Source organism: Sphingobium sp. (assembly GCF_003248505.1).
In the GTDB taxonomy this organism is placed as follows: Bacteria; Pseudomonadota; Alphaproteobacteria; order Sphingomonadales; family Sphingomonadaceae; genus Sphingobium.
Window position 1 is genome coordinate 1 of the sequence record NZ_QFOA01000085.1, and the last position, 13,501, is coordinate 13,501.

Annotated in this window: 15 protein-coding genes and 1 pseudogene; 4 read left to right on the top strand and 12 right to left on the bottom strand. The window is 61.2% G+C overall.

The window, feature by feature from the left end; translation table 11 throughout:
• The 12 genes from nuoG to DI606_RS17530 all read right to left on the bottom strand — a co-directional run.
• Positions 1-1,992 (bottom strand): NADH-quinone oxidoreductase subunit NuoG (nuoG, locus tag DI606_RS17475; RefSeq protein ID WP_293985191.1); only part of this gene is annotated, 1,992 nt, incomplete at its 3' end.
• 2 nt (positions 1,993-1,994) lie between these two features.
• Entirely contained in the window at positions 1,995-3,329 is a 1,335-nt protein-coding gene (nuoF, locus tag DI606_RS17480) for an NADH-quinone oxidoreductase subunit NuoF (RefSeq protein WP_293985192.1), read from the bottom strand.
• A complete protein-coding gene (gene nuoE, locus DI606_RS17485; protein ID WP_293985193.1) occupies positions 3,329-3,994 on the bottom strand; it encodes an NADH-quinone oxidoreductase subunit NuoE in 666 nt (221 codons plus the stop codon). The genes nuoF and nuoE overlap by 1 nt, the downstream gene beginning before the upstream one ends.
• Positions 3,994-5,229 (bottom strand): NADH-quinone oxidoreductase subunit D, encoded by a 1,236-nt coding sequence (locus DI606_RS17490; protein WP_293985194.1) that lies wholly within the window; start codon positions 5,227-5,229, stop codon positions 3,994-3,996. Before DI606_RS17490 ends, nuoE begins: the two co-directional genes overlap by 1 nt.
• Complete coding sequence (locus DI606_RS17495; protein WP_293985195.1) at positions 5,229-6,017, bottom strand: NADH-quinone oxidoreductase subunit C; 789 nt, start codon at positions 6,015-6,017, stop codon at positions 5,229-5,231. The genes DI606_RS17490 and DI606_RS17495 overlap by 1 nt, the downstream gene beginning before the upstream one ends.
• A gap of 1 nt (position 6,018) precedes the next feature.
• Positions 6,019-6,537, bottom strand: a complete 519-nt coding sequence (locus tag DI606_RS17500) for an NADH-quinone oxidoreductase subunit B family protein (protein ID WP_293985204.1) — start codon at positions 6,535-6,537, stop codon at positions 6,019-6,021.
• A 26-nt stretch (positions 6,538-6,563) separates the two neighbouring features.
• Positions 6,564-6,938, bottom strand: a complete 375-nt coding sequence (locus DI606_RS17505; protein ID WP_293985196.1) for an NADH-quinone oxidoreductase subunit A — start codon at positions 6,936-6,938, stop codon at positions 6,564-6,566.
• A 127-nt stretch (positions 6,939-7,065) separates the two neighbouring features.
• Complete coding sequence (locus tag DI606_RS17510; protein WP_293985197.1) at positions 7,066-7,881, bottom strand: inositol monophosphatase family protein; 816 nt, start codon at positions 7,879-7,881, stop codon at positions 7,066-7,068.
• A gap of 48 nt (positions 7,882-7,929) precedes the next feature.
• Positions 7,930-8,319 (bottom strand): hypothetical protein, encoded by a 390-nt coding sequence (locus tag DI606_RS17515; protein WP_293985198.1) that lies wholly within the window; start codon positions 8,317-8,319, stop codon positions 7,930-7,932.
• Positions 8,319-8,882, bottom strand: a complete 564-nt coding sequence (efp, locus tag DI606_RS17520; protein WP_293985199.1) for an elongation factor P — start codon at positions 8,880-8,882, stop codon at positions 8,319-8,321. The genes DI606_RS17515 and efp overlap by 1 nt, the downstream gene beginning before the upstream one ends.
• Positions 8,883-8,984: 102 nt before the next feature.
• A complete protein-coding gene (locus DI606_RS17525) occupies positions 8,985-9,548 on the bottom strand; it encodes a M23 family metallopeptidase (RefSeq protein WP_293985200.1) in 564 nt (187 codons plus the stop codon).
• A complete protein-coding gene (locus DI606_RS17530; RefSeq protein WP_293985205.1) occupies positions 9,545-10,657 on the bottom strand; it encodes a L,D-transpeptidase family protein in 1,113 nt (370 codons plus the stop codon). The genes DI606_RS17525 and DI606_RS17530 overlap by 4 nt, the downstream gene beginning before the upstream one ends.
• A 127-nt stretch (positions 10,658-10,784) precedes the next feature.
• Here DI606_RS17530 and DI606_RS17535 point away from each other — a divergent pair, with 127 nt between their 5' ends.
• The 4 genes and pseudogenes from DI606_RS17535 to DI606_RS17550 all read left to right on the top strand — a co-directional run.
• Positions 10,785-12,062, top strand: coding sequence for an aminotransferase class V-fold PLP-dependent enzyme (locus DI606_RS17535; protein ID WP_293985201.1), 1,278 nt, complete (start codon positions 10,785-10,787; stop codon positions 12,060-12,062).
• Between the two features lie 122 nt (positions 12,063-12,184).
• Positions 12,185-12,967, top strand: coding sequence for a phosphoribosylaminoimidazolesuccinocarboxamide synthase (gene purC, locus DI606_RS17540; protein ID WP_293985202.1), 783 nt, complete (start codon positions 12,185-12,187; stop codon positions 12,965-12,967).
• A gap of 216 nt (positions 12,968-13,183) precedes the next feature.
• Entirely contained in the window at positions 13,184-13,417 is a 234-nt protein-coding gene (gene purS, locus DI606_RS17545; RefSeq protein WP_293985203.1) for a phosphoribosylformylglycinamidine synthase subunit PurS, read from the top strand.
• Between the two features lie 3 nt (positions 13,418-13,420).
• Positions 13,421-13,501: pseudogene (locus tag DI606_RS17550) on the top strand (phosphoribosylformylglycinamidine synthase subunit PurQ); the annotation flags it as partial.

The following is a 13,501-nucleotide window of genomic DNA, read 5'->3' on the forward strand; positions in this document are numbered from 1 at the left end:
CGCGAAGCTTTCACCATGGATCAGCTCGGCCGAGCATTGCTGCATCGTCGGGCTGGCGCGGCAGATCGCGTTGGTGAGGTAGAAATCCTTGATCGGCGACGCAAACTCGCCGGTCGCGCCTGTCGACAGCGACGGCACAGACCAGCCCAAATCGACCAGCCCCTCCTGCCCCAAAGCTGGCACCGCCCTGGCCATTTCAATGCGCAGCTGATCGAAACTGTCGAACGGCAGGCGCGCTCCCATCACATCGGACAGGGCCCGAAGGATCGACCAGTCTTCCCGCGCGTCGCCGGGCGCAAAGACGGCTTTGTCACCACGCTGCACACGACCTTCGAGATTGACGTAGGTTCCCGCTTTCTCAGCATAGCTCGCCCCGGGCAGGATCACGTCTGCGGCATGGGCCCCCTTGTCGCCATGATGGCCGACATAGACTTTGAAGCTGCTGTCGAAGGCCGCATAATCGACCTCGTCCGCGCCAAGCGAGAACAGCAGTCGGGGCGCGGCCGCAGCCATCGCCTTGATACCGCCTTCCATCGCATAGCCAAGCATCAGCCCACCCATGCGCGCGGCTGCGAAATGCAGCAGATTATAGCCGTTCCACCCATCCTTCACGAGGCCCAGCGTTTCGACCAGAGCAAGGGTGTCGCCATGCGCACCGTCCTTGGCGAGCACGCCGCCCCCGACGATCACAGCCGGGCGCGAGGCCCCTGCAAACGCATCCAGCACGGCCTGCGGCAGCCTCGCGAGTAGCGAGGCGTCGTTACCCAGCCATTCCACCTTGTAGGTTAGATCGAACTCGGGACCGATGCCGAAAACCTTCGCACCCTTCTTGATCGCCTTGCGGATACGAGTGTTCACCAGCGGCGCTTCCCAGCGCAGATTGGTGCCGACGAGTAGAATGACGTCGGCTGTTTCGAGATCGGCTAGCGGGGTGTTGAATGCGACCGCCGACAGGCTCGACACATCGTAGGCGAGACCCGTCTGACGCCCTTCGAGCATCGTTCCGCCCAGCTTTTCGATCAGCAGCTTGCCCGCGAACATCGTCTCGCAATCGAGCAGGTCGCCTGCGATCGCTGCAACGCTGCCGCCATGCTGCACGGCTGCGATTGTCCTGAACGCCTCTTCCCACGATACCGGAACGAGCTTGCCATCCTTACGGACATAGGGTTTGTCGAGACGCTTTCGCACCAATCCGTCGACATTATGGCGGGTCTTGTCCGACGCCCACTCCTCGTTCACATCGTCGTTGATGCGCGGCAAAGCGCGCAACACCTGACGGCCGCGGCTATCGAGGCGGATGTTGGTGCCGACAGCGTCCATCACGTCGATGGCGTGGGTCTTCTTAAGCTCCCACGGACGAGCTTCGAACGCGTAGGGCTTGGCGGTCAGCGCGCCGACAGGGCACAGGTCGACCACATTGCCGGACAGTTCGCTCTTGGCGGCATGTTCGAGATAAGTGGTGATCTGCATGTTCTCGCCGCGATAGATCGCGCCGATCTCCGGTACGCCCGCGACTTCTTCGGCGAAGCGCACGCAACGAGTGCATTGGATGCAACGGGTCATGACCGTCTTGACGATCGGACCCATATATTTCTCGGTAACGGCACGCTTGTTCTCATCAAACCGGCTGCCGCCCCGGCCATAGGCCATCGACTGGTCCTGAAGGTCGCATTCGCCACCCTGATCGCAGATCGGGCAGTCGAGCGGATGGTTGATGAGCAGAAATTCCATCACCCCTTCCCGCGCCTTCTTCACCATTTCGGTCTGGGTGAAGATTTCTTGGTTGTCCGCCGCCGGCAGCGCGCAGCTGGCCTGCGGCTTGGGCGGCCCCGGCTTCACTTCGACGAGGCACATGCGACAGTTGCCGGCGATCGACAAACGCTCATGATAGCAGAACCTGGGGATTTCCTTCCCCGCGAGTTCACATGCCTGGAGGACCGTCGCGCCCGCCGGGACTTCGATTTCGACGCCGTCTACTTTGACCTTGGGCATGGTTACTCCGCTGCCTCCATGACGGGGGCGCTACCCTTGTTTTCGCTGATCCGGCGCTCGATTTCCGGACGGAAGTGGCGGATGAGGCCTTGAATCGGCCATGCCGCCGCGTCACCCAGCGCGCAGATGGTGTGGCCTTCGACCTGCTTTGTCACCTGGAACAGCATATCGATTTCGCTCTGGTCGGCGTCGCCGGTGCGTAGCCGTTCTATCACACGCCACATCCAGCCGGTGCCTTCGCGGCAGGGCGTGCATTGGCCGCAGCTCTCATGCTTGTAGAAATAGCTGAGGCGGCTGATCGCGCGGACGATATCGGTGGACTTGTCCATGACGATGACGGCGGCGGTGCCAAGGCCGGAACCGAGCGCTTTCAACCCGTCGAAGTCCATGGGCGCGTCCATGATCTCCTTAGCGGGGACCAGCGGGACCGACGATCCCCCCGGAATGACCGCGAGCAGATTATCCCATCCGCCGCGAATACCGCCGCAGTGACGGTCGATCAGTTCGCGGAACGGGATCGACATGCTTTCTTCGACGACGCAGGGCTTGTTCACATGGCCGCTGATCTGAAACAGCTTGGTGCCACGATTGCCTTCACGCCCGAAGCCGTTGAACCATGCCGCACCGCGGCGAAGGATCGTGGGCGATACGGCGATAGACTCGACGTTGTTGACGGTGGTCGGGCAACCGTAGAGCCCAGCCCCAGCCGGAAAAGGCGGCTTGAGACGAGGTTGACCCTTCTTGCCTTCCAGGCTTTCGATCTGAGCGGTTTCCTCGCCGCAAATATAGGCGCCCGCACCGCGATGGACGAATACGTCGAAGTCGTAGCCCGATCCGCATGCATTCTTGCCAAGGAAGCCCTTTTCATAGGCCTGTTCGACGGCTGCGAAGAGCACCTTCGCTTCATAGATAAACTCGCCGCGAATATAGATATAGGCAGCGCGCGCACGCATCGCGAAGCCCGCGATCAAAGCGCCTTCGATCAGCTTGTGCGGATCGTGACGAATGATCTCCCGGTCTTTGCAAGAGCCCGGTTCCGATTCGTCCGCGTTGATGACCAGGAAGCTCGGGCGACCGTCCTTGCTTTCCTTGGGCATGAAACTCCACTTCATGCCGGTTGGGAAGCCCGCGCCACCGCGACCGCGCAGGTTCGACGCCTTGATGATGTCGATGATGGCGTCCTGGCCCAACTCCATCAACGCCTTGGTATTGTCCCAATCGCCGCGTTTGATGGCGGCATCGATACCCCAGTCCTGAAAGCCATGGACGTTGGTGAAAATGCGATCCTTGTCGGCGAGCGGGCCGACGAAGGGTGCGGATGCCGGTGCGTCGGCCATCACCATTCTCCCCGATAGTCGTGATTTTCGGTGACCATTTCCTTGAGCGTTGTCGGGCCGCCCTCCGGTGCGCTGGTCTGACGGTCTATCTGAGGACCGACCTTTGGCTGACCGCCCGCAGCAAGCGTTTCCAATATCGCGCTCATGCTGTCGTAAGTCAGATCTTCGTAATTGTCGTCGTTGATCTGGACCATCGGCGCGTTGGCACACGCCCCCAGACATTCAACTTCGGTCAGCGTGAACAGGCCATCCGGGGTTGTCGATCCCTTCACCAGCCCCTTGTTTTTGCACGCCGCCATGACATCGTCCGACCCGCGCAACATGCACGGCGTCGTGCCGCACACCTGCACATGATAGCGGCCCACCGGCGCCAGGTTATACATGGTGTAGAAGGTCGCGACTTCGTAGACGCGCATATAAGGCATATCGAGCTGACGCCCGATATATTCCATCACCGGCACCGGCAACCAGCCCTGCGTTTGCGTATCCGCACCGACCTGCCGCTGAGCAAGGTCGAGCAGCGGCATCACGGCGGACTGCTGCCGCCCGGCGGGATAGCGAGCGATGATCTTGTCCGCCTGAGCGGCATTTTCAGCCGTCCACGCGAACGCGCCCCAGCGCGCGCGGGTTTCGGCCTCGTCGGGGATATGCACTGCGTCAGCCATTAGCGGTCACATTCTCCAAACACGATGTCCATGGCGCCGAGGACAGCGGTCGTATCGGCCAGCATGTGGCCCTTCATCATGAAATCCATCGCCTGCAGGTGCGAGAAAGCGGTCGGGCGAATCTTGCAGCGATACGGCTTGTTGCTGCCGTCGCTGACCAGATAGACGCCGAACTCGCCCTTGGGACTTTCGGTCGCCACATAAACTTCGCCGGCGGGCACATGGAAGCCCTCGGTATAAAGTTTGAAATGGTGGATCAGCGCTTCCATAGACCGCTTCATTTCGCCCCGCTTGGGCGGCGACACCTTGCGGTCGAAGCTGGCGATCGGACCTTCCGGCATGTCGTTCAGGCACTGTTTCATGATCCGCGCCGATTGGCGGACCTCCTCCACGCGCACCATGAAACGATCGTAGCAATCGTAATTGGTGCCGACCGGAATATCGAAATCGATCCGGTCGTAGGCGTCATAAGGCTGCGCCTTGCGCAAATCCCATGCGATGCCGCTACCCCGGATCATCGGGCCGGAAAAACCCCATTTCAGGGCGTCTTCCTTGCTCACCACCGCGATGTCGACATTGCGTTGTTTAAAGATGCGATTGTCGGCCACCAGGCTGATCGCATCCTCGAACAGGCGTGGCAGGCGCGTGTCGAGCCAATCGGCAATGTCGGTCAGCAGCTTGAGCGGAACGTCCTGATGAACGCCACCCGGGCGAAAATAGGCGCTGTGCATACGCGCGCCCGAAGCCCGCTCGAAGAAGCCGAGGCAATCCTCCCGGATTTCGAACAGCCACAGATTGGGCGTCATCGCGCCCACATCCATGACATGACTGCCAAGGTTGAGCATGTGATTGCAGATGCGGGTGAGTTCCGCGAAGAACACGCGGAAATATTGCGCGCGCAGCGGGACTTCGAGGTTCAAAAGCTTTTCGACCGCCAGCACGTAACTATGCTCCATGCCGAGCGGCGAGCAATAGTCGAGCCGGTCGAAATAGGGCAGCGCCTGGAGGTAGGTCTTATATTCGATCAGCTTCTCGGTACCGCGATGCAGTAGGCCTACATGCGGGTCGCACCGCTCGACGATCTCGCCTTCCAATTCCATGACGAGACGCAGGACGCCGTGCGCCGCAGGATGCTGCGGGCCGAAGTTGATGGTGTAGTTCTGGATTTCCGTGTCGCCATAGGACGGATCGGCGGCGTCGGTACGATGATCCAGCTTTTCCAGATAGTCGGACATTATGCGTTGTCCTCCGGCTTGGCAGCGCCTTTGCCTTCATCGGTGGCGGGGGCGGGCTTGGCCGGCGCGTCGGCAGACTTCGCCTTCGCTTCCTTGTTCGCCGCTTCGCCAGCGCCAGTGTCGGCCTTTTCCTCAGTCGTCTTGGGCGTAGGTGGGGCGGCAGGCGCAGCAGAGGCTGGCGGCGCTTTCTCGTCCCCCGGCAGCACATATTGCGCGCCTTCCCATGGGCTCATGAAGTCAAAGCTGCGGAAGTCCTGCGCCAGGGCCACCGGCTCATACACGACGCGCTTGTCTTCTTCGGAATAACGAAGTTCGACATAGCCGGTCAGCGGAAAGTCCTTGCGCTGGGGGTGCCCCTTGAAACCGTAGTCGGTCAGGATGCGGCGCAGGTCGCCATTTCCTTCGAACAGAACGCCATACATGTCGAACACTTCGCGCTCCAGCCAGCCTGCGACAGGCCAGATGTGCGTCACGGTGGGCACGGGCGTGTCCTCGTCGGTCGTGACCTTTACGCGGACGCGATGATTGCGCGTGACGCTGAGCAAATGATAGCAGACCTCGAACCGCTCGGGGCGGTCGGGATAATCGACGCCCGCGATTTCCATCAGCTGCTGATACTGCCCACGCACGCGCAACAGGTCCAGCGCCTCGGCAAGGCGCTCGCGTACCACGGTGAAGCTATATTCGTCGGCATCGTGAACCGTCTCGATCAGCATCGAGCCCAGCAGCCCGGCAACTTCCCCGGCGATACCTTCGATGGTCGCGATCTTCGGTGCGGAATGGCCCATATTAACGCTCAATCGTCCCGATCCGGCGGATCTTCCGCTGTAACTGCATCACACCATAAAGCAGCGCTTCGGCAGTCGGCGGGCAACCCGGCACGTAGATGTCGACCGGCACGATCCGGTCGCAGCCCCGAACTACCGAATAGCTGTAGTGATAATAGCCACCGCCATTGGCGCAGCTGCCCATCGAAATAACATATTTCGGATTGGACATCTGATCGTAAACCTTGCGCAACGCGGGCGCCATCTTGTTGCACAAAGTGCCCGCGACGATCATCACGTCCGACTGGCGCGGAGATGCGCGCGGAGCAACGCCGAAGCGCTCCATGTCATAACGCGGCATGTTGACGTGGATCATTTCGACTGCGCAGCAGGCAAGACCGAAGGTCATCCACCATAGCGACCCGGTGCGTGCCCACTGGAACAATTCTTCGGTCGACGTGACGAGAAATCCCTTGTCGGCGACCTCGCCGTTCAGCGAGTCGAAGAAGGCCTGATCAGGCTGCGTTCCGGCCGGCAGCATCGTGCCGGGGGCAGGCCTTTCGAGTTCTACTCCCAATCGAGTGCTCCCTTCTTCCACGCATAAACGAGGCCGAGTACCAGCTCCGCTATGAAGATCATCATCGTCGCCCAGCCGGCCCAGCCGATCTGGTCGAGGCTCACCGCCCAGGGAAACAGGAACGCCGCCTCAAGATCGAAGATGATGAAGAGGATGGCGACCAGATAGAAACGCACGTCGAACTGGCTTCGCGGCTCCTCGAACGCGGGGAAACCGCATTCATATTCGCTGAGCTTAGCCGGATCGGGCTGATGCGCGCCGGTCAGGCGGCCCACCAGCATCGGCAAAAAGACAAAAGCGCTGGAGAGCAGCAAGGCGATTCCGATGAAGATCAGAATCGGCAGATATTGGGCAAGATCGACCAACGGTATCCCCTGGGCGAAAAGGTTGTGGCCGCGCTTTAGGCCTGCTGCATATGCGAAGCAAGGGGCGACAGCCTTGAGAATGAATCGCAAAAACTCAACGGTATGAAGCGATTGGTCGAGTTGTGGCTTAGCGCAATGCTCCTGCGACCAACTTATGCAGTTTGGAGTGGATCGCGTCGTTTCCGGCGATCACTTCCTTGCGCTCGATCATCTGGTCCCCGCCACGGAAGTCGCTGGTAAAGCCGCCCGCTTCGCGGACCAGCAGCAGGCCTGCCGCCATGTCCCATGGCTTGAGCCCGCTTTCCCAGAAACCGTCATACCGGCCCGATGCCACATGGGCGAGGTCGAGCGCGGCGGCGCCGAAACGGCGGATACCGGCAACGGAAGGCGCCACGGCGCCGAAGATACGCGTCCATTGCGCCATGTCGCCATGACCCATGAACGGAATGCCCGTCGCGATCAGGCAATCGCCCAGATCGCGGCGCGAAGACACGCGCAAGCGTTGATCATGCCGCCACGCGCCACGCGTCTTTTCCGCCCAGTAGCTTTCGTCGGTGACAGGCTGATAGACGAGGCCGGTCGTGACCTCCCGCTTATGCCCGCCATAGAGCGGCTCCTCCACCGCGATCGATATGGCGAAGTGCGGTATGCCGTGCAGAAAGTTGGTCGTGCCATCGAGCGGATCGATGATCCAGCGCGGCTTGGTGGGGTCCCCGGCGATTTCGCCCCCCTCCTCAAGCAGGAAGCCCCAGTCGGGACGGACCTTCTGCAATTCCTCGACCAGCGTGCGCTCCGCCTGCTGATCAGCCTTCGACACGAAGTCGGCTGGCCCCTTGCGGCTGACCTGAAGATGCTCGACCTCGCCGAAGTCGCGGCGAAGTTTCGAGCCTGCCTTGCGAGCGGCGCGTTCCATGACGGTGAGAAGGCCGGAGTGCGATACCATTATTCTTTTCTCCCTCCTCCGCTAGCCGGAGAAGATTGCAGGGGTGGGTCAGCGGCTGCGGGGCTTCTGCGGCTGGCCGGGCTTGGGCGCGGGCTTGACGCCCGCTGGCGGCGCAGCGCTGCCGCCGGGACGCAGCCCGCACACGCCTGCCATCACCGTCAGCACCTTGTTGGGGTCCTTCGGATCGAGCTTGTTGCCTGCAAGCACCTTGGCGGTCGAATCGCTCACCTTGCCGAAGGGATTCTCATAAAGGCAGACGAACAGGACATTCTTGATCGGTTCGTCCACCTCCTTCGATTGCAGCGCGCTCATCAGCACCTTGAGGTGGAAAGCGGCCGTTTCCAGCTGCGCCTTGGTCGGCGCGGCAGGGGCGGTGGCGGCGATGGCTGGGCTTGCCACGAAGGCCGCCGCCATCATGAGTGCGCTGCGGATCGACATCAGTCTGCTCGCTTTACATATTCGCGTTCATAAACGTCGACGACGATACGCGTTCCCGTGACGATATGGGGCGGCACCATGACGCGCACGCCATTGTCGAGGATCGCGGGCTTGTAGCTGGCGGAAGCGGTCTGCCCCTTCACCACGGCGTCGGCCTCCACCACGGTCGCTTCGACCGTTTCGGGCAACTGCACGCTGATCGGGCGTTCCTCATACATTTCGAGCATGACCATCATGCCGTCCTGGAGGAAGGCGGACGCTTCGCCGACCAGATCCTGCGGCAGGTTGATCTGCTCGTAGGTTTCGGTGTCCATGAATACCAGCATGTCGCCTTCGGCGTAGAGATACTGGAAGTCCTTCGTATCGAGGCGGATGCGCTCAACCGTTTCTGCAGAGCGGAAACGGACGTTGTTCTTGCGCCCGTCGATCAGGTTCTTGAGTTCCACCTGCATATAGGCGCCACCCTTGCCGGGCTGGGTATGCTGAATTTTAACGGCGCGCCACAGGCTGCCTTCATACTCGATGTTGTTGCCGGGACGGATGTCCACGCCGCTGATCTTCATGGGAAGAGCCTGCCTATATGTCTGAATGTGGAAAAGAGCCGGCCTCGTGGAGGCTGGCGGGCGTTTACAGCGACACGGACAGAAGGGCAAGGGGGAGCGGGTTCAGCGTCCCTTTGTCAGCAACGGATAGGGGTTGACCGCCCTCCCCCCATACCATGGATCGCCAGGGCTCATGACATGCACGGCGAAATGCAGGTGCGGCGCGGCGGGATCGGCATTGCCGGTGCTACCCACGGTGCCGATGCGATCGCCGCGCCGCAGCGCTTGTCCCTCTTGAAGTTCAGGCGCGTAGGCGCGCAAATGAGCATAATAATATGAAAGGCGTCCATCGGGCGACCGCTGATAGAGAGTACGGCCTCCCGCCTTGCTCCAGAATATCTTTTCGATACGTCCGTTCGACGCTGCGAGCACGGGCGTCCCCTGCGGCGCTGGGATATCGATGGCATTATGGCTACGCGCACCGGCGGCACGCGATTGGGTAAAGCTGTCCGTCAACGAAGAGGGTGCTACGCCCTCCACCGGCACGATCAGATGGACGGTCGGTGCCGGTTCGGCATGCTCGCCCCCGGTCGGTGCGTCAGCAGGCACGAACCGGACGCAAAAGCGCAGAAAGGCGGCGCAAAGCAGCAGAGCCAGAGCAGCGCTGCCCCACCGCCGCCACCTCATGCCTGGAATTTGGCCTTGATGCCCGCCTTCACCATCTGGGCGAGGCGCGCGGCATCCCAGTTCGTCAGGCGGATGCACCCATGGCTTTCGGTCCGACCGATCAATTGCGGTTCCGGGGTTCCATGGATGCCGTAATGATCCTTGGAAAGGTCGATCCATACCACGCCCACGGGACCGTTGGGTCCTGGCTTCAGCACCGCTTTCTCATCCTTCGACGACGCGTCCCAGAACAGGTCGGGATTATAGTGAAAGTCCGGATTGCGGCTGACGCCCTTGATCGTCCATTCGCCCAACGGCAGGGGATCATGCTCCGATCCGGTCGTCACCGGGAACTGTGCAATGACCTTGTTGTCCGCGTCGTAGACCCTGAGCAGCCCTTCGGATTTATCGACGACCAGATGGTCGGCCTGCGGCTGATCCTTTGCAACGCCAAGGCTCGCCAGCGTTTCTCCCCAACCGCGTTCGTCGCCTTCGATCTGAGCGATGGGCTGGCTGGCGACTGCGGGCACGCGGATTATCGCGCCTGCACCAGCCTTCGTTCCGGGCGGATTGAGCGCCACAAGCGTTTCCGGGGTCGTGTGGAACCGCTCGGCCAGCTTTTCGAGCAGATTGCGGTATGTGGCCGCTGGCAGCTTGGCTTGTTCGTTAAGTCTCTTGGGCACATCGAAGAAAGGACCGCGGGCGAAGCCCTCTGGAATGCGGACAAGCCATGTAGTGGGATTGTCGGACCCGCTCAGCAAAGCCTGCGCCGTCTTATCATCATATTCCCCGCTTGCAGGCAGACCGTTCGCCGCTTGAAAACCGCTGAGCGCAGCCTTGAAGCTCATCCCGTCCTTTCCATCGATCACGCCCGGCGAAAAGCCACGCCGGTCGAGCGCGACCTGCGCCTGAAGAATGGGATTGGGAACGGGAGCCTTCGCAGTGTCCTCATCGACGATCTTGAAATCGTAATCGGCGCTGGTGCGTGCGCCGGTTTCCGCAGCTGTGGCTGCCCCCGAATTCGAAGATTGCAGCTCGGTGCTATTGTTCGCTTCGGTCACCGACACGTTGCAGGCCCCGCACAGCAGAGCGGCAAGCACGATCGTCGTTTTCAAGGCATCTTCTCCCATTCGGTCGATGCGCAAACGCATCAATCCGGCAAAAGCTGCCTCGGCCCCGACCATGGGGTGGATTTGCGCCGCTTCATCGTTGAGCAAATTGCGGCTGACCGCCGCGCCTCTTGCAGGGGATACGCAGATGCTCGATCGCCGATCCTTCATGGGCAGCGCCGCTGCCGCCTCGCTAGCCGCTCCGTCGGGCGCGCAAGCGCTCGCCGCCGTACCGCTCCCCGCCCCCACTCTGCTCGACACGAAGCCGGAGGCCTATTGGGCGGCAGTACGCAAGCAGTTCCTGATCCCCAGCGACGTCATTGACCTCAATGTCGGCACCGTCGGCTCTTCCCCGCGCCCCGTACTTAAAGCGATTTTCGACGGGTTCGAGACAACCGAGCAGATGACGCAGTCCGGGTCGGAAGATTATCCGATCTGGGGCTATGGGGCTTGGGATGAGTATCGCAAGCCCTTCGCTCAATTCGTCGGAGCTCAGGTCGAACAGATGGCGATCCTGCGCAATTGCACCGAAGCCAACAGCTATGTCGCCAACGGTTTCGACATGAAGCCGGGCGACGAGGTGCTGATCAGCGACGAGGAACACGGATCGGGCGAAATGCCCTGGATGCTTCGCCAGCGCCGTTATGGGATCGTGGTGAAAAAGTTTGCCATGCCAAAACCGCCGAAAGACGCAGCGGACATTCTCAACCGGATCGACGATGCGATCACCCCGCGCACGCGCATCATTTTCGTCAGTCATATCAGCACCGCCACCGGCGTCATTCTTCCCGCCAAGGAGATTGCCGCCCTCGCGCGATCCAAAGGCATTGTTTCGGCGTTCGACGGTGCTCATGCGCCCGGTATGATTGACCTCGATCTCAAGGATCTGGGATGCGATCTTTATACCGGGTCGATGCACAAATGGCTGTTCGCAACCAAGGGCACGGGCTTCCTATACCTGCGCGACAAAGGCGTCATGAACCGCGTGTGGAGCACAGTCGTCACCGGCGGATATGACGATCCTGCGCGGATGGCCGACCGGTTCATGCAGATCGGATCGTCATGCATTCCCACACTCATGGGCCTGAACGCCGCTGTCGATTTCGCAAACGGAGTCGGGATCGCTCGGATCGAAGCACGCAATCGCGCGCTTGCGGACTACATGCACGCAGAAATGATGAAGCGCGGAGCGGAAAGCTGGACATCCCCCGATCCGGCCCTGCGCGGTGGGATCGCAACGGTGAACGTGCCGCCAGTGCAGCGGATGGAGTTGCAGGAATGGCTGTGGACCCGTCACAAGGTGCGAATTCGCGGCGGCAATCCCAGCAAATTGCGCCTGTCCACCCCCTATTTCCTGAGCAAGGCCGACATCGACCGTTTCCTCGACCTGTTCGACCAGTTCCGCAGGATGAAGGGCATCGCCTGACGGCTTCGTTGCACCAATTACAACTTTGTTCTATGGGCCGCGTTGACAGCCCCGGCATCCGCTGATCCTTCCGATTCGCGTTGCCGGGGCGCATTTTTTTGACGAAACAGACAGGAACGCCCATGGCCCGTCGCCGCCAGATATACGAAGGCAAGGCAAAGATTCTTTACGAAGGCCCCGAGCCCGGCACGATCATCCAATATTTCAAGGATGACGCCACGGCCTTCAATGCGCAGAAGAAGGGCACGATTTCGGGCAAGGGCGTGCTCAACAACCGGATTTCGGAGCATATCTTCACGCTGCTCGGCCAGATCGGCGTCCCCACCCACTTCATCCGTCGCCTCAACATGCGCGAGCAGCTGGTGAGACAAGTGGAGATCGTTCCGATCGAGGTCGTGGTGCGCAACGTGGCAGCCGGATCGCTCAGCAAGAAGCTGGGGATCGAAGAGGGGACGCAGCTTCCCCGTACGCTGATCGAATATTGCTACAAGGACGACGCGCTGGGCGATCCGCTGGTGTCCGAAGAGCATATCGCCTGTTTCGGCTGGGCCACGCAGGAAGAGATGCACGACATCGCGGACATGGCGATCCGCATCAACGATTTCATGTGCGGGCTGTTTGCAGGTATCGGCATCCGGCTGATCGACTTCAAGCTGGAATTCGGTCGGCTGTGGGACGGCGACTACAGCCGCATCATCCTGGCGGACGAAATCAGCCCCGACGGATGCCGTCTGTGGGACATGACCACCGGCGAAAAGCTGGACAAGGACCGCTTCCGCCGCGACCTGGGCGGTGAGGTCGAAGCCTATCAGGAAGTCGCGCGCCGACTGGGATTGCTGCCCGAGGGGCTCGACACCACGGTGCTCGACCTCGACACTCATCGCAAGAAGCGCGAGAAGGAATGAACGAAGGGCCGGCCGCAGCGCCGGCCTTTTTGTTATGGGACAATGAGCGCATCTTCTCTCGCATGCTGCGTCATGCGCGCTTGCCGGGCGATGGAAAGGGTGGGCGGCAGGTCATAATGGCTTGCCTCCGCAACGCCACGCGCCTAGGGGGTGCCGCAATCCCGATCCGCCGCGCGCCGCGCGCGGTTCATGCCTACTGTTAGGAGCTTGCGTCCCATGAAAGCCCGCATCTTCGTGACCCTCAAGGGCGGCGTCCTGGACCCGCAGGGGAAGGCGATCCATCATGCGCTGGAAGGGCTTGGCTTCGAGGGTGTCAACGATGTGCGCGCGGGCAAGCTGATTGAGCTCGACCTCGCCGATGGCACCAGCGACGAGGATATCGACGCCATGTGCCGAAAGCTGCTGGCCAACACGGTGATCGAAAATTACCGCATCGAAAAGGGCGCCTGAGCGATGAAGAGCGCCGTCATCGTCTTTCCGGGCAGCAATTGCGACCGCGATCTGGCGGTGGCATTCGAAACCGCGACCGGTGCC

What these genes read in the sequence shown, in the direction of transcription:
- nuoF (WP_293985192.1), bottom strand. Translation starts at nt 3,329, where the DNA reads ATGGCCGACGCACCGGCATCCGCACCCTTCGTCGGCCCGCTCGCCGAC.
- nuoE (WP_293985193.1), bottom strand. Translation starts at nt 3,994, where the DNA reads ATGGCTGACGCAGTGCATATCCCCGACGAGGCCGAAACCCGCGCGCGC.
- DI606_RS17490 (WP_293985194.1), bottom strand. Translation starts at nt 5,229, where the DNA reads ATGTCCGACTATCTGGAAAAGCTGGATCATCGTACCGACGCCGCCGAT.
- DI606_RS17495 (WP_293985195.1), bottom strand. Translation starts at nt 6,017, where the DNA reads ATGGGCCATTCCGCACCGAAGATCGCGACCATCGAAGGTATCGCCGGG.
- DI606_RS17500 (WP_293985204.1), bottom strand. Translation starts at nt 6,537, where the DNA reads ATGCTGCCGGCCGGAACGCAGCCTGATCAGGCCTTCTTCGACTCGCTG.
- DI606_RS17510 (WP_293985197.1), bottom strand. Translation starts at nt 7,881, where the DNA reads ATGGTATCGCACTCCGGCCTTCTCACCGTCATGGAACGCGCCGCTCGC.
- DI606_RS17515 (WP_293985198.1), bottom strand. Translation starts at nt 8,319, where the DNA reads ATGTCGATCCGCAGCGCACTCATGATGGCGGCGGCCTTCGTGGCAAGC.
- efp (WP_293985199.1), bottom strand. Translation starts at nt 8,882, where the DNA reads ATGAAGATCAGCGGCGTGGACATCCGTCCCGGCAACAACATCGAGTAT.
- DI606_RS17525 (WP_293985200.1), bottom strand. Translation starts at nt 9,548, where the DNA reads ATGAGGTGGCGGCGGTGGGGCAGCGCTGCTCTGGCTCTGCTGCTTTGC.
- DI606_RS17530 (WP_293985205.1), bottom strand. Translation starts at nt 10,657, where the DNA reads ATGGGAGAAGATGCCTTGAAAACGACGATCGTGCTTGCCGCTCTGCTG.
- DI606_RS17535 (WP_293985201.1), top strand. Translation starts at nt 10,785, where the DNA reads ATGCTCGATCGCCGATCCTTCATGGGCAGCGCCGCTGCCGCCTCGCTA.
- purC (WP_293985202.1), top strand. Translation starts at nt 12,185, where the DNA reads ATGGCCCGTCGCCGCCAGATATACGAAGGCAAGGCAAAGATTCTTTAC.
- purS (WP_293985203.1), top strand. Translation starts at nt 13,184, where the DNA reads ATGAAAGCCCGCATCTTCGTGACCCTCAAGGGCGGCGTCCTGGACCCG.